The 20,010-nt window shown below is 72.8% G+C and carries 14 protein-coding genes; 4 read left to right on the forward strand and 10 right to left on the reverse strand.

Annotated features, from left to right (window positions below; all coding sequences use genetic code 11):
• Positions 1 to 71: 71 nt before the first annotated feature.
• Positions 72 to 971: a carbohydrate ABC transporter permease gene (locus AC1WTP_RS00970; RefSeq protein ID WP_481647334.1), complete on the reverse strand. Its 900-nt coding sequence runs from the start codon at positions 969 to 971 to the stop codon at positions 72 to 74.
• An 82-nt stretch (positions 972 to 1,053) separates the two neighbouring features.
• Positions 1,054 to 2,295, reverse strand: a complete 1,242-nt coding sequence (locus AC1WTP_RS00975) for an ABC transporter substrate-binding protein (RefSeq protein WP_481647335.1) — start codon at positions 2,293 to 2,295, stop codon at positions 1,054 to 1,056.
• Between the two features lie 150 nt (positions 2,296 to 2,445).
• Here AC1WTP_RS00975 and AC1WTP_RS00980 point away from each other — a divergent pair, with 150 nt between their 5' ends.
• On the forward strand, positions 2,446 to 3,711 hold the full coding sequence (locus tag AC1WTP_RS00980; protein ID WP_481647336.1) for a Gfo/Idh/MocA family protein: 1,266 nt from the start codon (positions 2,446 to 2,448) through the stop codon (positions 3,709 to 3,711).
• A gap of 16 nt (positions 3,712 to 3,727) precedes the next feature.
• Here the strand turns inward: AC1WTP_RS00980 and AC1WTP_RS00985 are convergent, their stop codons facing one another.
• Positions 3,728 to 5,995 carry a hypothetical protein gene (locus AC1WTP_RS00985; RefSeq protein ID WP_481647337.1) on the reverse strand — a complete coding sequence of 756 codons (2,268 nt, stop codon included), beginning with the start codon at positions 5,993 to 5,995 and terminating at the stop codon, positions 3,728 to 3,730.
• 178 nt (positions 5,996 to 6,173) lie between these two features.
• Here AC1WTP_RS00985 and AC1WTP_RS00990 point away from each other — a divergent pair, with 178 nt between their 5' ends.
• On the forward strand, positions 6,174 to 8,096 hold the full coding sequence (locus tag AC1WTP_RS00990; RefSeq protein WP_481647338.1) for an NHL repeat-containing protein: 1,923 nt from the start codon (positions 6,174 to 6,176) through the stop codon (positions 8,094 to 8,096).
• Positions 8,097 to 8,192: 96 nt separating this feature from the next.
• Here AC1WTP_RS00990 and AC1WTP_RS00995 read toward each other — a convergent pair whose 3' ends face one another.
• The 4 genes from AC1WTP_RS00995 to AC1WTP_RS01010 all read right to left on the reverse strand — a co-directional run bounded on the left by AC1WTP_RS00995 (position 8,193) and on the right by AC1WTP_RS01010 (position 13,662).
• On the reverse strand, positions 8,193 to 10,226 hold the full coding sequence (locus tag AC1WTP_RS00995) for an outer membrane protein assembly factor BamB family protein (protein ID WP_481647339.1): 2,034 nt from the start codon (positions 10,224 to 10,226) through the stop codon (positions 8,193 to 8,195).
• 217 nt (positions 10,227 to 10,443) lie between these two features.
• On the reverse strand, positions 10,444 to 11,274 hold the full coding sequence (locus tag AC1WTP_RS01000; protein ID WP_481647340.1) for a nickel/cobalt transporter: 831 nt from the start codon (positions 11,272 to 11,274) through the stop codon (positions 10,444 to 10,446).
• Complete coding sequence (locus tag AC1WTP_RS01005; RefSeq protein WP_481647341.1) at positions 11,271 to 11,930, reverse strand: hypothetical protein; 660 nt, start codon at positions 11,928 to 11,930, stop codon at positions 11,271 to 11,273. The genes AC1WTP_RS01000 and AC1WTP_RS01005 overlap by 4 nt, the downstream gene beginning before the upstream one ends.
• A 73-nt stretch (positions 11,931 to 12,003) precedes the next feature.
• Positions 12,004 to 13,662 carry a purple acid phosphatase family protein gene (locus AC1WTP_RS01010; protein WP_481647342.1) on the reverse strand — a complete coding sequence of 553 codons (1,659 nt, stop codon included), beginning with the start codon at positions 13,660 to 13,662 and terminating at the stop codon, positions 12,004 to 12,006.
• 74 nt (positions 13,663 to 13,736) lie between these two features.
• Here AC1WTP_RS01010 and AC1WTP_RS01015 point away from each other — a divergent pair, with 74 nt between their 5' ends.
• Both AC1WTP_RS01015 and AC1WTP_RS01020 read left to right on the forward strand, forming a co-directional pair.
• Positions 13,737 to 14,393, forward strand: a complete 657-nt coding sequence (locus AC1WTP_RS01015) for a hypothetical protein (protein ID WP_481647343.1) — start codon at positions 13,737 to 13,739, stop codon at positions 14,391 to 14,393.
• A 125-nt stretch (positions 14,394 to 14,518) separates the two neighbouring features.
• A complete protein-coding gene (locus tag AC1WTP_RS01020) occupies positions 14,519 to 16,822 on the forward strand; it encodes a M64 family metallopeptidase (protein WP_481647344.1) in 2,304 nt (767 codons plus the stop codon).
• Between the two features lie 108 nt (positions 16,823 to 16,930).
• Here AC1WTP_RS01020 and AC1WTP_RS01025 read toward each other — a convergent pair whose 3' ends face one another.
• The 3 genes from AC1WTP_RS01025 to AC1WTP_RS01035 all read right to left on the reverse strand — a co-directional run bounded on the left by AC1WTP_RS01025 (position 16,931) and on the right by AC1WTP_RS01035 (position 20,001).
• Positions 16,931 to 17,860, reverse strand: a complete 930-nt coding sequence (locus AC1WTP_RS01025) for a diacylglycerol/lipid kinase family protein (RefSeq protein ID WP_481647345.1) — start codon at positions 17,858 to 17,860, stop codon at positions 16,931 to 16,933.
• 413 nt (positions 17,861 to 18,273) lie between these two features.
• Positions 18,274 to 19,755: a rhamnulokinase gene (locus tag AC1WTP_RS01030; protein WP_481647346.1), complete on the reverse strand. Its 1,482-nt coding sequence runs from the start codon at positions 19,753 to 19,755 to the stop codon at positions 18,274 to 18,276.
• 30 nt (positions 19,756 to 19,785) lie between these two features.
• Positions 19,786 to 20,001: a helix-turn-helix domain-containing protein gene (locus tag AC1WTP_RS01035; RefSeq protein WP_481647347.1), complete on the reverse strand. Its 216-nt coding sequence runs from the start codon at positions 19,999 to 20,001 to the stop codon at positions 19,786 to 19,788.
• Between the last annotated feature and the right edge of the window lie 9 nt (positions 20,002 to 20,010).

Below are 20,010 nucleotides of genomic sequence, written 5' to 3' on the forward strand. Positions count from 1 at the left end.
GCAATCGGCGATGAAACAGGAAACCTCACGGGCGACGGTGAGAATCCCGGCCGTTCAGGGCCGGGAGGATGTCAATCTTCCCTCCCGAGGGTCAGCCGCTGGATCAGCGCCACGACGATCGTCATCACGAACAGGGCGACCCCGACCGCACTGGCGTAACCCAGGTCGAAGTACTTGAAGCCCTGGTCGTAGAGCAGGTAGACGAGGCTGTAGCTGGCACGTACCGGGCCGCCGCCGGTCATCACGTAGATCATGTCGAAGACCTGGAACGACACGGTGGTCTCGATGATGGCGACGAAGAACAGCGCGGGTCGCAGCTGCGGCAGCGTGACGTAGCGGAACCGCTGCCAGGCCGAGGCGCCGTCGGTCAGCGCCGCCTCCTCCAGTTCGGCCGGGATGTCCTGGAGCCGGGCGAGCAGGATGAGCATGCCGTAGCCGAAGCGGGACCAGACCGAGACCAGCACCAGGGCCGGGATGACCAGCACGCTGTCGGCCAGCCAGGACTGCGCCGGCAGGCCGAGTGCGCCCATCGCCCGCGACCAGGGGCCGCCCTCGGAGAAGACCCAGCTGAAAACCACGCCGGCGAGCACCAGGCTGGTCACCACCGGGAGGAAAAAGACCGACCGGAAGAGCTTCGCGCCGCGGAAGGCGCGGCGGGTCAGCAGCGCCATGCCGAGCGAGGCCAGCATCGACAGCGGTACGGACAGCGCGGTGAAGATGACCGTCACGCGCAGCGCCGACCAGAAGGTCGGGTCGTCGACGAGCCGGCGGAAGTTCTCCAGGCCGGTCCAGCTGGTCTCACCGCCGACGGTGTAGTCGGTGAAGCCGAGGATGACCCCGGCGATCGCCGGGCCGAACCGGAAGACGGCGAAGAGCAGCAGGAACGGCAGGACGAACAGCAGGGCCGAGCCGGCCTCGCGGGCGGACGGCCGGCGCAGCCGCCGGACCGGCGTCCCCGGTAGTGCAACCATCTGACAACCCTTTCTCAGCGGCTCGCGGTCGCTGGGCGGCTCGCGGTGGGCAGGTTACGCCCACCGCGAGCCGGGCCAGGAATCAGCCGAGCAGCGGGGCGGCGGCCTTCGCCGCGTCGTCGAGCGCCTGCTCCACCGACTTCTTGCCGAGCAGGGCGGCCTGGATCTCCGGGGAGAGGACGCCCTGGACGTCGCGGGCCTTCTCGTGCAGCGGGCCGACGGTGCTGGTGCCCACGTGCTTCTCCTGCTCGCCGAAGACGGGGTCGCCGGTGTAGAGCGAGCCGGTGGACTTCCGCGCGGAGAAGAGGCCGGCACCGACGTCGTACTTCTTGCTGTTGTCAGCGTTGGTGGCGAAGGCGATCCACTTGCCGGTCGCCTCCTTGTTCTCGGCGTTCTTGAGCATGGACAGCGAGCCGACCGTGCCGTACCCGATCTGCTTGCTCTCGGTGAAGTGCGGGACGACCTGGATGTTCTCCTTGCCCCAGAACTTCTCGATCTCCGCCGCCGGCACGTGCCAGACGCAGCCGACCTTGTTCTGCGCGATCCGGGTCTGCTCGATCGGCGGGGCGGTGGTGAGCAGGGTCTTGTCGACGTAGCCGCCGTCGACGAGCTGCTTGAGGAAGTTCAGCGCCTTCTTGCCAGCGTCGCTGTTGAAGGTGACCGACTTGCCGTCCGGGCCGAACACGTCGCCGCCGGCCTGCCAGAGCAGCGGGTAGAAGGTCTGGTTCAAGGTCTGCTTGGCGTCGCCGGCGTACGCGGTGATGTCGTAGCCCTTGGCCTTGAACTTCGGGGCCAGGGTGAGCAGGTCGTTCCAGCTGGTCGGGTAGGTCGTCTCGCCGACGGCCTGGAAGACCTTCTTGTTGCAGATCGGGGTGGCCGCGCTGGTGAGGATCGGCGCGCCCATCATCTTGCCGTCGATGGTCACCGACTTCACCACGTTCTCGTGGTAGTCGCTCTTGGCCGCGTCGTCGAGGTACTTGTCGACCGGCTCGATGTTGCGGGCGTACTTGGGCAGTTGGTCGGGGATCAGGTAGACCACGTCCGGCCCCTTGTTGCCGGCGATCGCGGTGGCGAGCGCCTGGTCCCGGTTGGCCCAGGGGAAGATCTCGACCTTCACCTCGATGTCGGGGTTGGCGGCCTTGAACGCCTTGATGGTCTCGTCCCAGTGCGCACGGTGCTTCGCCTCGTCAGCGATCACCGGATATGTCCACATCGTCACGGTGGCCTTGTCCGAGTCACCGGAGCCGGAACCGCCACAGCCCGTCGTCGCGAGCGCGGCGACGAGCGCCACCGCAACGGCCGACAGGCTCTTCCGAACACGCATCTCGCATCCTTCCGGGGGAGTCATGTTCGCAGTACATTAACTTACGGTCCTGTCCGATACTAGAGGCGGAAAGTACCGAGGTCGCGCCGTCACTGATCGTGCGCACGCCTGGACAGATCGATCCAGACCCGTAATAAGTGAAGGACTCCGATGACCGTCTCCCTGGCCATCGTCGGCGCGGGCAACCGCGGCAGCACCTACGCCGGCTACGCGCTGCGCTCCCCGCACCGCGCGCGGGTCGTCGCCGTCGCCGACCCCCGGGACGCGCACCGCACCGCACTCGCCGACGCCCACCAGGTGCCGCCGCCCGCCCGGTTCGAGTCGTGGCAGGACCTGGTGGGCCGGCCCCGGCTGGCCGACGCGGTGGTGCTCGCCACCCCCGACCGCGAGCACGCCGAGCCGGCCTCCCGGCTGGCCGACCTCGGCTACCACGTGCTGCTGGAGAAGCCGATCGCGCCGACCGAGGCCGAGTGCGCTGCGGTCGCCGCGGCGGCGGAGCGCTCCGGGGTGCTGCTCGCCGTCTGCCACGTGCTGCGCTACACCCGCTACACCGACGCGGTGAAGCGGTACGTCGAGACCGGGGCGCTGGGCCGGATCGTCGGGGTGGACCACCTGGAACCGGTCGGCTGGTGGCACTTCGCCCACTCCTACGTGCGCGGCAACTGGCGCCGCGCCGACACCTCGTCCAGCAGCCTGCTCGCCAAGTGCTGCCACGACCTCGACTGGCTGCGCTACGTCGTGGACGACACTCCGGTGCGGGTCAGCAGCGTCGGCGGACTGCACCACTTCCACCCCGGCAACCGGCCCTCCGGCGCCGCCGAGCGCTGCCTGGACTGCCCGGTCGAGTCACGCTGCCCGTACTCGGCCGTCCGCTTCTACGGCGACTGCCTCGCCGACCCGGACCGGCACGAGTGGCCGCTGTCCGTGGTGACCCGCGACCTGACCGACGGTGGAGTGGCCGCGGCGCTGCGCGACGGCCCGTACGGGCGCTGCGTCTACGCCGGCGGCAACGACGTCGCCGACCACCAGAGCGTCACGGTCTCCTTCGCCGGCGGGGCGACCGCGACGCTGACCATGAGCGCCTTCACCCCCGGCGGTCACCGGCGCACCCGGATCATGGGCACGCACGGCTACCTGGAGGGCGACGGCGAGCAGGTCAACGTCACCGACTTCGTCACCGGCGCCACCGTCACCACCGACACCCGGGGCGGTGGGGCGGACGCCGGCTCCGGCCACGGTGGTGGGGACATGCGGCTGATGGCGGCGTTCGTGGCGGCGGTGGCGACCGGTGACCGCTCCGCGGTGCGGTCGGGGCCACGGGAGTCGCTGGACAGTCACCGGATGGCGTTCGCGGCGGAACGCAGCCGGCTCGCCGGCGGTGCGCCGGTCGACCTCACGGTCGAACCGGTCGGCTGAGCCCGGACCGGCCCGGCTACCGGCCGACGCCGGAGCGTCCGGCCGCCGCCACGATCGCGTCCTGCTCGCCGCCGCTGAGCAGGCCGGCGTCGACCAGGCCGTCGGTGACCGCGGCGACGTGCGCGACGAACGCGCCGTGGCTGTCCCAGTGCGCCTCGTCCCGGATCAGGTCGTTCACCGTGCAGCCACGCTCGGCGTACCGGTTCGGCACGCCGGTCGCGCCGCCCGCGTACACCTGGGCCCGCAGGTCGGAGCGGGGGCAGTCGTCCGGCTCCGGCACGTACCGCAGCAGGTGCGCGCCGTACTGGACCGCCCCGTTGGCGGCCTTGACCCCGTCGCGGAACCAGAGGTTGCCCTGGCCGTCCTGGGTCAGCCGGTAGGTCTGCGCGTCCCGGATGATCCGGACGTCCTTCGACAGTGGATCGATCTTGTGCAGGTAGCCGTCGAGGGATGCGTAGACGTGCTCGTCGGCGGCGCTGACCACGAGTTCGTCGGCCACCCCCGAGGAGCGGCCCGGCACGTCGAGGCGACGGGTCACCGCGCCGGTCGCCGGGTCGAGCACGAACACCTCACCGTCGGCGAGACCCCAGATCATCCCGTCCGGCCCGGCGACGAGCGAGGTGATCGCGTCGGCGCCGGGCACCGGCGTGTACTCGGCAGTCTTCTCCCCGGTCGCCAGGTCGGCGGTGAAGACCTTCGCCTCGGTGGCGCGCGGCACGGTGCCCCCGCCACCGCCGATCGTGGTGCCCGCCCAGAGCCGGTCACCGACCACGGCCAGGCTGATCACGCCCTGGTCGGCGACGATGTTCCGCCGGGTGGTGCGGGCGCCGGTGGCGGTGTCGTAGACGGTCAGCGCGCCACCCCACAGCCCGTAGTCCGGCGTGCTACCGACGTAGATCCGGCTACCGGCCGAGGCGAAGGCGATCGGCCGGTTCTGCCCGTCGGGCTGCAACCGGAACAGCTCGCGCGGGTTGGTGCCGAGCCGGTACGGCTGGGCCGGGTCGTACACCAGCACCCCGCCGTACGGGTACACGCCCTGGTACATCAGGCCGCCGTGCCAACCGAAGCCGTCGGCCTGCCCGAGCCGGCCGACGTTGGTCGCCGTGCCGGTGGCCGGGTCCAGGACGGCGAGGTTGCCGTTGATGTAGAGGTTGGTCCAGATCCGGCCGTCCGGACCGGCGGTGATGGTGTTGATGTCCAGCGCCTGCGGCGGGAACGGCAACCGGTAGCGCTCGCTGGCGCCGGTGGCCGGGTCGTACCGCAGCGCCTGCCCGCCGTAGTTGCCGATCACCGCGTACAACTGCCCGTCGAGGAAGCCGAAACCGATGCCCGCGCCGTCGCTGCGCACCGGCGCGCCGGTGGCGTCGCGCACCGGCCCGACGGCGTCGGTCGGCAGGTCGTAGCGCCAGAGGTCGGTGCCGGAGGTGAAGTAGACCGACCGGCCGTCCGGGGCCAGCGGTGAGGTGCCGCGCGAGCCCATGGTGAAGCCGTCGGCCAGGACCGCGCCGGTGTCCGGGTCGAGCACCAGCCCCTGGAGCTTGTTGCGCTTGACGAAGAGCTTCCCGCCGACCAGGTTGATGTCGTAGGGGTAGTTCGCGTCGCCGCGCAGCGCCTCCGGCCAGATGTCGCGCTTCTCCCCGGTCGCCAGGTCGAGGCGGACCAGGTGCCCTGCGGCGCCGACCGCCGCCCAGAGCACGTCGCGCGACGGGTCCACCGCGACGTCGACGACGTACTGCTCGCCGGGGTACATCCGGCCGTGGTCGCGGAACCCCTCGCCCGGGGCGTAGGAGAAGACGTGCGCCCCCGGATAGGTGCCGCCGTAGACCCGGCCGTCCGCGCCGGGGCGCAGGCCGTAGAGCACGGTCTGGCCGGGCACCGGGGCGCCGAGGTCCACGGTGGTCCGGGCCTGCGGGTCGTACGAGTAGAGGTGGGCGTTGGGGTAGCTGCCGGCGTACACCGTGCCGTCGCCGGCCTGGGTGATCCCCCAGGCGCCGGAGGAGTCGGGCAGGTAGGCGGTGTCCAGCAGCTCCCGGGTCACCGGGTCGGTCACGCTAAGCACTCCGGGCGAGCCCATCTGGACCCCGTAGGCGACCGGCCGGCCGCCGGCGCCGGTGCCGTAGTGGGCCTCGAACACGGTGAGGGCGGTCTGCTGGACACCGAAGTCGGTGACGGTGCCGGGCGTCGGGGCGGCCGGTGCGGCGGACGCGGGGGCGGCGGCCGGGAGCAGGGCGGCAGCGAGCGCCAGGACGGCGGCGGGCACGAGGCTACGACGGAACGACGACACGGGCGACCTCCACGCTGGACATTGCCGGCACCCTATTACGGTGGCGGCCGGAACTCCAGCGTCGCCGATCGATACTCGCAGTCGATGACGAACTTGCAGTCTGGGGCTCGACACGGTGCGCTTGACGTGATGACCTGTACCGGTTACAGCCCTGACCGAAACCCTGAGAATGGAGGTCGTGTTGCGACGTACCGCGCTGACCGCGGCCCTGGCGCTGGCTGCCGCCACGCTGGTGGTCCCGGCGGGACCCGCCCACGCCGAGACACCCCCACCCGGCACCGTCACCGACCTCGGGCCCGCCTCCGAGGTCACCTCCGTCAACGGCTCCGAGCTGATCGACGGCACGATCTACACGGCCACCGGCGGGGTGTCGCCGATCGTGGTGGGCGGCTACGAACTGGCCGAACAGCGGGTGAACCAACGCTACGAGCTGCCCACCGGCGGTGGCGCCTGGGCCACCGCGGCGGTCGGCACCGACCTGTACGTCGGCACCTACGAGCCGGGTGACCTGTACCGGGTGGACACCACCGGCACCGAGGTCACCAAGGTCGCCGACGTCTCCCCCGACCGGTTCATCTGGGCCCTGGCCACCGCGCCGGACGGCGTCCTCTACGGCGGCACCTATCCCAACGGACGGGTCTTCTCCTACGACCCGGCCACCGGCGCCACCCGCGACTACGGCGTCGCCGTCCCCGGCGAGCAGTACGTGCGCAGCATCGCCGTGGACGCGACCACCATCTACGCGGGCGTCGGCGCGCACGCCCACCTGATCGCCATCGACCGGGCCACCGGCGCGAAGCGGGAGATCCTGCCGCCGGAATTCGCCGACCGTACCTTCGTCGGCACCCTCGCCCTGGAGAACGGTCTCCTCGCTGCCGCCCTCTCCCCCACCGGCACCATGCTGCTGATCGACACCGCGGACCCGTCGCGCTACGAGGTCGTGCAGACGCCGGACAGCTACATCACCGCGATCGCCATCGACCCCGGCCGCAACGACGTCTACGTCGGCACCCGGCCGTCGGGGACCCTGCGCCGCTACGACCGGGACACCGGACAGCTCAGCACCCTGGCCGTGCCCTACGACGGCGCCTCCTTCGGCCGGATCTTCGTCACCGGCGACCAGCTGCACGGCGTGGTCACCAACACCGTGGTCACCTACGACCTGACCAGCGGGGAGCTGACCGGCGTCGACCTCACCGAGGCCGGCATGCCACCGGCGCCGGAACTGGCCATGGCGATCGCCACCGACGGGCCCCGGGTGTACGTCTCGGGCAAGGCCGGCGTGCAGGTGCACGACCTGGCCGCCGGCACCTCCACCCGCCGGTTCCTGCCCGGTGAGGCCAAGGCGATGACACCGGTCGCGGGTGAGCTCTGGATGTCGGTCTACACGCTGGCGTACCTGTTCCGGATGGCGCCCGACGGCGACCCGCGCCGGGTGACCACGATCGGCCACGAGCAGACCCGGCCGCTCGACGCGACCTGGTCCCCCGCCGACAGGCTGCTCGTCGTCGGCACCGAACCGGAGTACGGCCACCACGGGGGCGCCGTCTCGTTCTACGATCCCCGGTCCGGGGCGCTGGACGTGCACCGCGACGTCGTCCCGGACCAGTCGATCCGGTCGGTGGCGGTGAAGCACGGCACCGCGTTCCTCGGCAGCAGCATCAACGGCGGCCTCGGCACCACGCCCCGGGCCACCGAGGCCCGGCTCGCCGGCTTCGACCTGGCCACCCGGACGAAGACCTGGGAGATCACCCCGGTCCCCGGCGCGAAGCAGATCGTCGACCTGGTCGCCACCGGCGAGAGGATCCTCGGCCTCACCGAGACCGGCGTGCTCTTCGCCGTCGACCGGCGGACCCGCCAGGTGGTGGCGACCACCAGGGTCGCGTCGGGGCAGAACACCCTGGTGCAGGTCGGCCCGACCATCTACGGCACCAACGGTCGGGACGTCTGGAAGCTGGACCCGGCGACGATGACGGTCACCCCGTTCGTCACCGGCCTGAACGCCCAGTGGTACGGCGGCGGCGCGCTGCTCACCGCCGCCCCGGACGGCTCGGCGCTGTACGCCCTGCGCGGCCGCAACCTGGTCCGCATCCAGCTGTAGACCCCCGCGCAACGGTGCGCACGACGGCGGGCCGGCGATCCCGAGGGGGGATCGCCGGCCCGTCCCCGTCCCGCCGCCGGCCCGCGTCGGCGGCGGTCAGCCGGTCACGGTCAGCCGGTACAGGTGCTCGCCGGCGCCGAGGAAGAGCCGACCGTCCGGATGCACGGCGAGGAACTCCGCCGGCTGGTCCAGCAACTGCCGGGTGGCGCCGGTGGCCAGCTCCACCCGCACCACCTGCCGGCCGCGGACCAGCGCGTACAGCAGGTGGCGGGGGGCGTCGTAGCCGAGCTTGCCACGGCTGTCGGCGACGCCCGGGGCGAGCTGGAGGCGCTGGACGACCGACCGGGTGGCCAGGTCGACGGCGAAGAGCTGGCCGCCGGCCAGGCCCCAGAGCAGGCCGGTCCGGTCCACCGCCAGCGCCGGGATCGCCGTCGCGCCCGGCACCGGCACGAACTCGAACGCCTTGCGGTCCCCGGCGACGTCCCAGCCGAACAGCTTCGCCTCGGTCTGGGTCGGCGGGGGCACGCTGTACCCGCCGCCGATCGAGGTGCCCCCGACGAGCAGGCCGTTGAGATGGGTCAGGCTGACGATGGACTGGTCGGTGACCACCGGCCGGTGCACCCGCGACGCTCCGGTGGCCTTGTCCACGATGGCCAGCGCGCCGCCGAGGGTGGTGTTGGGCATGGTGCCGTAGGCGACCTTGTCCCCGGCGTCGGTCAGCGCGCGGGCCCGTACCTGGTCGGCGGCCTTCAGGTCGAGCAGCTTCGCCGGGTTGTCGGCGCTGCCGGGCAGGCCGGGCGAGTACTCGGGGCTGTGCCACGGCGCGGCCGGGTCGTACCGGTACAGCCGGGAGTCCGGGTACGCCCCGAGCCAGACCTGGCCGCCGGTCTCCAGCACGCTCTCCACCTGGGCGAACCGCTGGAAGGTCGAGACGCCCGTGTCGGCGTCCACCCGGGCCAGGCCGCCGTTGAGGTAGCCGCCGACCCAGACCGTGCCGGTCGGGCCGACGTGCAGCGCCGCGATCGGGATCGGCGCGCCGGGCACGTCGGTCTGCACCACGTCGGCCCGCCCGGTCACCGGGTTCCAGCGGAACATGTCGCCGCGCCAGAGCAGCCCGACCAGGGTGCGCCCCGGCCAGTCCCGGTCGGCCAGGCTCACCCAGCCGATGCCCCGGTTGTTGACCACCCGGCCGGGGAAGGCCAGCGGGGTGTCGGTGAACGTGCGGGTGCCCGGGTGGTAGCCGGTGAGCCGGCCGGCGCGGGTGAGGTAGACCAGGCCACCGGGGCCGGGTGCGGAGACGTCCAGGCCGGCCACGTCGTCGATCAGGTCGGTCCACCGGCGCGCGGCGATGTCGTACACCCCGAGCCGGCCGTTGATGGCCGAGCCGAACCGCGCGTACACCCGGCCGTCGTGGGCGTTGAGGTCGTACACCGTCTGGCCGGTGCCGTCGCCCAGGCCGTCGGGCAACGGCAGTTCGCGGCGCTCGCCGGTGACCTTGTCGATCTCGAAGAGGTGGGCGTCCGGCTGGGTGCCGGCGTAGATCCTGTCGTCGGTGACGGCGAGGCTGCGCACGTACTGGACGCCGGGCAGCACCTGGCCGTAGTCGCGGGTCGTCCCGCTGGCCGGGTCGTAGGCGAAGACCCGCGCCCCGGGGAAGGTGCCACCGTGGACGACGCCCGCCTCGTCCACGGCGAGCCGCCAGATGTAGGTCTCCGAGGGCAGCGGGCGGCCGAGGTTCTCCACCGGACTGTCCGGCCCGGGCCGGCGGCGGTACAGGTCACCGGTGTTGTACGCACCGACGTAGACGGTGCCGTCGGGCGCGGCGGCCACCGCGTACGAGCCGGGAGCGCCGGTGAGGTCCTGGGCGGAGACGGTCCGGCCGGTCGCCGGGTCGATCGCGGCCAGCCGGGCGGGCTCCCCGGAGACCGCGGACCAGAGCACCGGTTCGCCGGTCGGGCCGGGGGCGACGGTGCCACCGATGAGCAGTACGTCGCGCAGCGGGATGCCGAAGGGATCCACGGCCACCCCGGCGGGGTCCGCCAGGGCGGCACTCGCGGTCCAGGCGACGGGCAGGGCCGGCGCCGCGGTGAGGGCGACGGCGGAGCGGAGCAACGTGCGGCGGTGTGTCATGGGCGCCTGCTTCTCTTCCAGCGACCACCGGGTAGCCGGCGGCCGAGCCGTAACGGTCAGAACCGGAATTTCGATGGAGCCCGGGTTGTCTGGGCGGCCCCGGGATCTTCGAGGAGCTGTTGCTGGCGTAGCTATATCGGCTATGGCCGTAATGACCCTAGGACGCGGCTTCACCGACGTCAACGCCCGGCGAAGGGAGGACGCCTGAGTGGTGGGCTCAGGCGGTGAGCACGGAGATCGCGGCGACCAGGTAGAGGCAGCCGCCGATGCTCACCGCGACCCCGGCGACCGCCGGCAGCCAGGCGGTGGCCGTCGCCGGCCAGCGTCGTAGCCGCCCGGCCAGCAGGGCGAATCCCCGGATGGTCACCACCCCGACGCCGGTGAGGGTGGCGGCCATCCCGACGCCGAAGGCGACGACCAGGACCAGCGCGTCGACGGCGCGGCCGGTGAGCAGGCCGCTGACCAGGACGAGGAACGCCGAGGGCGAGGGCAGCAGCCCGCCGGAGAGGGCCAGTGCGGTCAGCCCACGTCGCGACCACGGATCGGTCGGCACCGCGTGGTCGTGGTGGTGACCGGATGAGTGGTCGTGCGGGTGGTCGGCGGCGCCGGCACCCGGGTGGCCGGCGGCGCCCGCGTGCGCCGGCACCTTCCGGTGGTCACGATGATGGTGGTCGTGGTGATGGTGGTCGTGGCCGCGGAGGTGCCGCCAGGTCAGGTGGGCGCCAACGCCGATCACCAGCAGCCCGGCCGCGACCTGCATCCAGGCGGTCACCGTCCTGGTGCCGAGGCTCGCCGCGCCGCTGAGACCGACCCAGGCGAGCGCCAGCACCAGCACGGACAGGGTGTGCATCGCCGCCACGATGACGCCGAGCCGGACGGCGTCGCGGTAGCGGCCCCGGGTGCCGAGCAGGTACGCGGCCGTGATGGCCTTGCCATGGCCCGGGGCGACCGCGTGCGCCGCCCCGACGCCGAGCGCCACGACCAAGGCCAGCCAGAAGACGCCACGACCGTCGAAGAGCGCGACCAGGCGCTCGTCGAGGCCGGTCACGACCGGCTCCGGGCGCGCCGTTGCCGGACGACGAGCAGCGCGGCCGCCGCGCCGACCAGGGCGACGCCGGCGCCGGCTGACGCCACGGTCCGACCGAAGGCGCTGTCGTTGTCGGCGGTGAACCGCAGCCGGTGGGTCGGTTCGGTGGCGGTGAAGAGGGCACGACCCGGGGTCGCCGGGGTCTGGCTGGTGAGCATGGTCCGGTACGCCTCGTTCAGGTCGGTCAGTGGGGCGAGGGTGACCTCCAGGTCGACCACCCGCTGCGGGCAGTCGAAGCTGAGCCGGGCGCCCTGGTTGAGCAGTCGGTCGAGGGTGGCGAGCCGCCCCGGGCAGCGGGCCGGGCCCTGCCGCACGGTGATGTGGTCGAGCAGGTAGTCGTGCACGCGTCGGGAGCGTTGCAGCTTCTGCTCGCCGGTCAGGTTGGTCGCGACCGGCCCGAGGGTCGGGTCCTCGAAGGCGCCGAGCGACTGGCCCAGCGCGACCCAGTCGTCCTCCGCGGCGAGCCAGGTGATCGTGGCCCGGGAGCCGTCGACGCTGATCCGCGCCGTGGACGGCGGGCCGAACGGATGGGCGGCGGCCGGGTTCGCCGGAACGGCGAGGACCGCCAGGGCGACGGCGCACACCGCCGCGAGCGGGTGCCGGATGCGGACAGTCACGGATGGTTCTCCTGCTACGGGCGTACCGGGCGCGGCCCGGCGGTGGGAACCGGTGGCCGCGCCCGGTACGGCATCACTTGGTCACGGTGATGACCGGGCTGGTGATCTTCTGGTTCCTGCTCTCCAGGTAGACCACGTGGGTGCTGTTCTTCTTCGCCGACGGCGGCAGCGCGAAGCCGTACTCCAGTCGGCCCAGCTCGTCGGCCTTGGCGTAGCCGACGAACACCCCGTCGGAGCCGGCGCCGTCGGTGGCGTCGCGCAGGTGGACGGTCACTTTCTCGCCCGGGTCGTAGCCGTACGCCGAGACGGTGACCTCGCCCCTGGTCTCGACGATGGTCCTGTCGACCGTGGCCTGCTCACCGGTGGTGTTCTCCGGGGTGCGGAACTCGTTGACGGTCCGCTCACCGGCCGCGTTCTTGCGGATGGTGACGCCGTCGTGGAGCTGGCCGTTGGCGTACCGGGCCTCGTAGCGGATGCTGTCGGCGGTGACGTCGATCAGCTGGTAGAGCTGCTTGTCCTGGGCCCTGCTCATGATGTCCGCGCCGTTGCCGGTCCAGACCGAGCCGTCGACCTCGTACATCTTGCCGCCGGAGACGGAGACCGCGTAGACGGTGCTGTCGTGCACGGTCAGCGACCGGCGGGACGTGCTGACGCTGCCCCGGCCGTAGGTGTGGTCGTGGCCCTGCAGGACCAGGTCCACGCCGTACTTCTCGAACAGCGGGCCCCACTGCGCGCGCACCACGGGGTTGTTGCGGCCGGCGGCGGTCGAGTAGACCGGGTGGTGGAAGGTCACCACGGTCCACTTGTTCGGGTTGTTCCTGAGCAGCCCCTCCAGCCACGCGGTTTGCGCGGCCATCAGCGTCGCGTTGCCCTGCACGTTGGTGTCCAGGCCGATGAAGCGGACCCCCTGGTAGTCGACCCAGTAGACGGTCTGCTTGAGCTCCGGGTTGCCCGGCCCGTTGTCGGGGTACGGGAACTGCGGCCGCCAGAAGGTGGAGAGCCCGCCGCTGTACTCGTGGTTACCCGGGATCGAGATGTTGTTGATCTGGCTGTCGATGAAGCCGCCGGCCTGGTACCACTGGCCCCACTGCTCCTCGCTGTTCGCCGAGTCGATGAGGTCACCGGCGTTGACGATCAGCTTGGCCGCGGGCCGGTCGGCGAAGGCCTGCCGGAACACCCGGGGCACCGCGGAGTCGATGTAGTTCTGGGCGTCGCCGTAGTAGATGAACGAGAACGGCTGGAAGTCGGCGGCGGCCGCGGTGAAGTCCGTCCACGCGCTCCAGTTCGTGCCGTCCCCGACCCGGTAGGTGTAGCGGGTGTTCGGCTTCAGGCCGCTGAACTCCACGGTGTGGTAGGTGGAGGCGTACCCCAGCGAGGTGTTGACCGGGGTGGTGGAGAGCGCCTTGACCACCGTGACCGCCCCGGCGGCCGGCGCCACCTCGCCGAGCGCGGCGGGCGCCTCGAGGATCTCGGCCCGCGCCCACTCGGCGCCGGCCTCGGCCCGCCAGGTGACCCGCTGCGAGGTGGCCGGCGTGGTGGTGGGGGTGAGCATGATGCGGTCCGGAACCGGGGACGGACGGTGGATCTCCGCCGCCGGGTACTTGCCCGGGGCGGCGTCACCGAACGCCACCGGGGTGAAGGCGAAGCCGCCGACAAGCAGGGCCGCGGCACCGATCGCCGTCAGTCTCGCCCGCCGCGAACCCATGAACCAGGGTCGCTTGATGTCGCCCAACGAGGATCACCTTTCCCTGAGGATGCACGTCGTCCTTGGCGTTGTGCCAATGGCCGACGGATATTCAGGCAAAGATGATCAACGGACGGTCGACGGTGGCGCGGCCACCAGGTGAACTGCTGCCCCTCACCGTCCCGCCGCCGCAGAGCTTCACCCGCCGGGCGGCGGCCGGTCATCCGGACGCGGCCGGCCGTTCATCCCTGCCCACCTACCATCGCCACCGGCTGAGATCGAGAGTTCGGAGCACGATGAACCTGCCGTCCCGCCGCTGGGCGGTGGCCGCGACCGCCGGCACCCTCGCCGCGCTCTTCGCGATCGAGCCGACCGGGTCGGCGCCGGTCACCAAGACCGACACCTTCGTCACGGCGGAGACCAGCGGGATGCTCACCATCGAGGGCGGCGAGTGTTTCACCGACCCGGCATATTCACGGCGGGCGGCCGAGGTGGTCGTCCGGTACGAACCCTGCGAGCAGGGCGCCGACAACCAGTCGTACGGCTTCCTGCGCGCCGCCGACGGGCCGTGGGACCGCCGGAGCCTGGCCGCGTTCGCCTGGCGGGGCTGCGGTGAGTTCTTCGACCGGCGGTGGCCGGACGCGTCCCGGGTGGACCTGGCCTACTACCCCGTCCTCCCGACGGCGCAGACCTGGGCCGACGGCGACCGGACGGTGATGTGCGTGGTGTACCGCCCGGGTGGCCGGCTCCGCGACTCGGTGCTGCCGCTGCTGCGCTGACCGCCCGGTCATCGGCGGGGCTCGAAGGGTTATGCCGACGCGGGCTCCCCGGGTACGGTCCGGATGACCGCGATCACGGCAGCGGGATCGCGTCAGCGGCAGCCGGTTCACGGAGGGGGCGCGTGGTGAAGATCAGAGCTGGGCTGTGTGTGGCGGCGATGGTCACGGCGGGGCTGGTGGCCGCCCCACCGGCGGCCGCCGCCGAGGTGGGCAGCGCCACCGTGGTGCCGATCCAGGTCACCGGGGACCCGGCCAAGCGCTTCAACCTGGTGCTGCTCGGCGACGGCTACACCGCGGCGGACCTGCCGACCTTCCGGTCCCACGTGGACAAGCACCTCAACACGCTCTGGACGATCGAGCCGTTCAAGTCGTACCGCAGCTACGTCAACGTCTACGCCGTGGAGATCGTCTCCGCCGAGTCCGGGGTGGACTGCGATCCGGGGCTGTCCGACCCGCGGCGGGACACCGTGCTGGACATGGGCTTCTGGGGTGGCTGCAACCACAACAGCGTGCAACGCCTGCTCTCCGTCGACGGTGCCGCCGCCAACACGTACGCCAACCTGGCCACCGGCACCAACCCGGGCAACCGGCAGCTCATCGCCCTGGCCAACAGCGGCACCTACGGCGGCGCGGGCGGCGCCAACGCCACCGCGTCCGGCGGCAACGCGCTCTCCGCGCTGATCAGCCCGCACGAGTTGGGGCACTCGCTGGGCGGCTTGCAGGACGAGTACGACTACTACGCCCGCGGCGTACCCGGTGACACCTACACCGGGCCCGAACCCTCCTCGGTGCACCACACCGTGCTCACCGAACGGCAGATGCGCGACACCCGGGCCAAGTGGTGGCGGTGGCTGGGCGAGCCCAGCGAGTCCGGCGGCACGATCGGCCGCTACGAGGGCGGCCTCTACCTGCAGCGCGGCGTGTGGCGACCCAGCCAGCACTCGATGATGAAGTCGCTGGGCTTCTACTTCGACCAGGTCGCCCGGGAGCGGATGACCCAGCGGATCGCCGGCCGGGTCAGCATCCTGCAGGACGGCACGCCGGCGGACCGGCCGATCGGCACCGACCGGATGGTCTGGGTGGAGACCCTGCACCCGGTCAGCCACGAGCTGAGCGTCACCTGGTCGGTCGACGGCAGCACCGTCCCGGGCACCGGCAACGCCCGCAGCCTGGACCTGAGGTCGCTGCGGCTCGCGCCCGGGACGCACACCGTCACCGCCACGGTGACCGACCCGACCCCGTTCGTCCGCGACCCCGCGGTGCGGGAGTCGCCCGCGCTGACCCAGCGCCGGACCTGGACCGTGGACACCGGGCTGACCACGCCCGCAGCGGGCGGGCCGCTGGCGATCACCGCCTCGACCGCGACCGACCGGCCGGTCGGCGCCCACGATGTGGTGTACGTGGAGAGCACCCACCGGACCGACCGGGTACCGACGGTGAGCTGGGCCCTCGACGGCCGGCCGGTGACCAACCCGGGCCACGACGGTGACCTGGAACTGGCCCCGCTGGACCTGGCCGGCGGCACGCACCGGCTCACCGCGACGGTGAGCGACCCGGTGACGCGCGAGTCGGTGACCCGCACCTGGACCGTCGACGCGACCCGACCGACGGTCGGCTACCAGGTCTCCGAACCGCTGCTCGCCACGGAGAAGCCCGGCCGGCCCACCGAGTACCTCTACAACGGCCCGTTCACCATGAAGCTGACCGGCACGGACGACGGCGCGGGTCAGACCACCTCGGAGTTCCGCCTGGACGGCGACGGCTGGCACAACTACTACGGCTGGCCCACCGACGCGGACGAGCCGTTCCGGTTCACGGCCACCGGCACCGACGTCGACGGCCTCGTCTACGGCAACCTCGGCTCGGGTGGCCTGTCGGTCTCGCCGTTCGCCCAGCGCTCCCCCGGCTACGGCCGGCACACCATCGAGTACCGCGGCATCGACGCGGTCGGCAACATCGGCGCGGCCGGAGCGTTCGTGGCCACGCTGATCCCGTCGCCACCGGCGTGCACCAGCGTCGTCTCCGGCCAGCACAGCGGCGGGCTGGTCGTCAGCGCCGGCGTCACCTGCCTGCGCGGCGCCACCGTGGCCGGCTCGGTCGTGGTGCGCCCCGGGGCCGCCCTGGTCGCCGAGCGGGCCACGGTCTCCGGCAGCCTGACGGCGACCGGCGCGACCGCGGTCGAACTGCTGAACACCGGCGTGCGGGGTGCGGTCGCGCTGACCGGCACCACCGGCCACGTCACCGTGGTCGGAGCGCGGGTGGACGGTCCGCTGGTCCTCACCGGCAACCTCACCGGCGGCACCGCGGCGATCCTCGCCGGCAACGAGGTCGCCGCGCTGCACTGCGCCGGCAACAGCCCGGTCCCGGTCGACCTCGGTGCGCCGAACAGCGTCCGGGGCACGGCGTCGGGGCAGTGCCGGGCACTGTAGGCGCGGGCGCCGGCCCGGGGGTGCGCCCGCCCCGGGGCCGACGACGGGACGACCGGGTTGCCGGAGCGGCGCGCAGTGCCCGCTCCGGCACCCGCGGGGCGTCGGGCGCTAGCGGTCCGGGCTGTCGACGGGAGCCATGATGCGCAGCGCGTTGGGGTCCAGGCCGATCCGGATCGGGGTCTCGCCGTACAACTCGCCGTCGACCTCGACCGGCGCCGGCCGGTCGGTCTCCAGCCAGAGCTGGCGTACGGCGAGAAAGGGCTCCTCGCCGAGGGTACGACGATGACCGGTCGCGGCGTTGCGGGCCGTGTCGCGCAGCAGTTCGCGGCGGGTCGGGCCGCCCACCGGGTAGGCGACCAGCAGCCGGTCGTCGGCGTCCGCGTCGGCGGTGATCGGCCGGCCGGCGTGGAAGCCGCCGTTGGCGACGTACAGCTGGTGGGTGACGAACTCGTGCTCGCGTCCCTCGGCGCGGACGGTGGCGCGCAGCGGCCGGTGCCCGGCCAGCAGCGCCAGCGCGGTGAGCGGGTAGGCGAGCCGGCCGGTGGCCCGCTTGAGCCGCGGCGGCGTCCGGAGCGCCACGTCGGCGGAGAGGCCGATGCCGACGTGGTTGGTGAACCGCAGGTCGCCGACGAGCCCGAGGTCGACGTCGATCACCTTGCCGTGGGTGAGGACCGCGACCGCCGCGTCGAGGTCGAGCGGGATGCCGACCGTCCGGGCGAAGTTGTTGGTGGTGCCCAGCGGCAGCAGGCCGAGGGCGATGTCCCGGTGCGCGAGCAGCCGCGCGGCGGTGCCGATCGTGCCGTCGCCACCACCGGCGACCAGGAGGTCCGGCTCCAGGTCGGCAGCGGCGGCGAGGGTCCGCTCCAGCTCGGCGGGCCGGTCGACCGGGTACGTGCCGAGCAGGGTGAAGCCCGCCGCGACCAGCTGTGACCGGGCGCCCTCGTAGCGCTGGCGGCCCCGGCGGGAGTGGGCGTTGACGACGAGCACCGCCCGCCGCTCCCGGCGGATCGTCGCGCTCAACTCCGGCTTCGTCCGCATAGGGCCAGACCTTATCGTCGCAGCGGCGGGTGATCCGCACTTTCCCAGCCCGCGCGGCTCGTCGTTCCGGCACCCTGCGGCGTACCTCCGTCGCGCCGGGTGAGTGCCCGCCGTCGCCGTAACGCCGGACGGCGGGGTGGCGCTTCCCTACCGCAATGATCGCTAGGAGCGGCCGTCGCGGGCGGCCGCGGGTTCGGGGGGTTCATGGGGGCGAAAATCTGGTGGCAGGCCGTCACGGCGGCGGTCGCCGCCGTTCGCAGGCGCACCCCGACCCAGGAAGAGGCGTTGCGGGCGGAACGGGCGCGCGGCGTGGACCGGCTCGCACACGAGGTGGTGGACCGCGAGACATCGGCCGACAGCGCCAGGCCTGACAGGCCGCGCGGACGCCGGACCGGTTCGTAGTCCTGATCCGCCTAGCCGCGTGCGGCCGCGAGCCTCTTCGCGGCAGCCGCCCAGGCCCCGGCGTCGCCGCGCGGCTCGTAGCGGCGGATCCGCTGGGTGGCCCGCAGCAGGGACCGCATCGCGGCCAGGTCGGGACCGACGGCGCCGAGCGCGCGCCCCTGCACGAGCACGTTGCCCAGCGCGCCGGCCTCCACCGGGCCGGCCTCCACCGGCAGGCCGCAGGCGTCGGCGGTGAGCTGGCACAGCAGCTCGTTTCGCGCGCCCCCGCCGACGACGTGGATGACGTCGACCGCGCGGCCGGAGAGCCGTTGCGCGTCCGCGACGGCGGCGCGGTAGGCCAACGCGAGGCTGTCCATGATGCACCGCACCGTCTCGGCGCGGGTCGTCGGCACCGGCTGTCCGAGGGTGCGGCAGGCGTCGGCGATGCGGCCGGGCATGTCGCCGGGGGGCAGGAAGGCCGGGTCGTCGGGGTCGATCACGGCGGTGAACGGGGGCACCCGGGCGGCCTCGCGCAGCAGCGTCGCCAGGTCGGTGGGGAGACCGGCCGCCCGCCAACCGCGGATCGACTCCTGCAGCAGCCACAGTCCCATCACGTTCCGCAGGTAGCGGACCGTGCCGTCGACGCCGACCTCGTTGCTGAAGTTCGCCGCCCGGCTCTCCTCGGTGAGCACCGGAGCCGGCAGCTCGACACCGACCAGCGACCAGGTGCCGCAGGAGACGTACGCGAACCGCTCCCCCCGCGCCGGTACGCCGACGACCGCGGAGGCGGTGTCGTGTGAGCCGACCGCGGTCACCCGCACCGGTCCGGTCAGCGCGGTGGCCCGGGCGACGTCGGGCAGCAGCTCGCCGATCGGGTCGCCCGGGCGGCGCAGGGCGGGGAACAGCTCGGGCCGGATGCCCAGCCTGCGCATGAGGTCGGTGGCCCAGGTCCCGGTGCGGGCGTCGAGCAGCTGCGTGGTCGAGGCGTTGGTGAGTTCGGCGCCGGCGGCGCCGGTCAGCCAGTAGGTGACGAGGTCGGGGATCTGCAGCAGGGTGGACGCCGCGGCGAGCTGGGCGGTGCCCGCCGCGGCGGCGAGCTGGTAGATGGTGTTGAAGGGCAGGAACTGCACGCCGGTGCGCCGGTAGAGCTCCGCGGCCGGGACCGTCGCGGTCACCCGGTCGGCGATGCCGTCGGTGCGCCCGTCGCGGTAGTGCACGGGATTGCCGAGCAGCCTGCCGTCGGCGTCGAGCAGCCCGTAGTCGACCGCCCAGGAGTCCACCCCGACCGAGGCGACGGGACCGGCGTGCCGGCCGGCGGCGCGCAGCCCGTCCAGGACACCCTGGTAGATCCGCAGGATGTCCCAGTGCAGGACGCCGCCGGCGCGGACCGGGACGTTGTCGAACCGTTCGACCTCGGCGAGGTCGAGCGTCTCCGGTCCGAGCCGGCCGGCCATGACCCGGCCGCTGGCGGCGCCGAGGTCCACCGCGGCGACGGTGACGGGTGTGACGGTCACGTGCTCCTCCCCGGAAACGGCCAGCAGGTGCTACAGCAGCCCGCGGCGGGCGGCCCACACCACCGCGGCGATCGGTGCCGGTACGCCGAGCCGGTCGCAGATCGCCCGGGCCCGGCGGCGTACGGTGCGTTCGGAGGTGTCGAGCCGGCGGGCCACCGCGTCCATCGGCAGTCCCTCGGCGAGCAGGCGGAGCAGGGTCAGGTCGTCGTCGTCGAGTGGTCGGTGCTCCATGGTCGGCGTGGTCACGGGGACCAT

It is taken from the genome of Micromonospora sp. R311 (genome assembly GCF_056780015.1).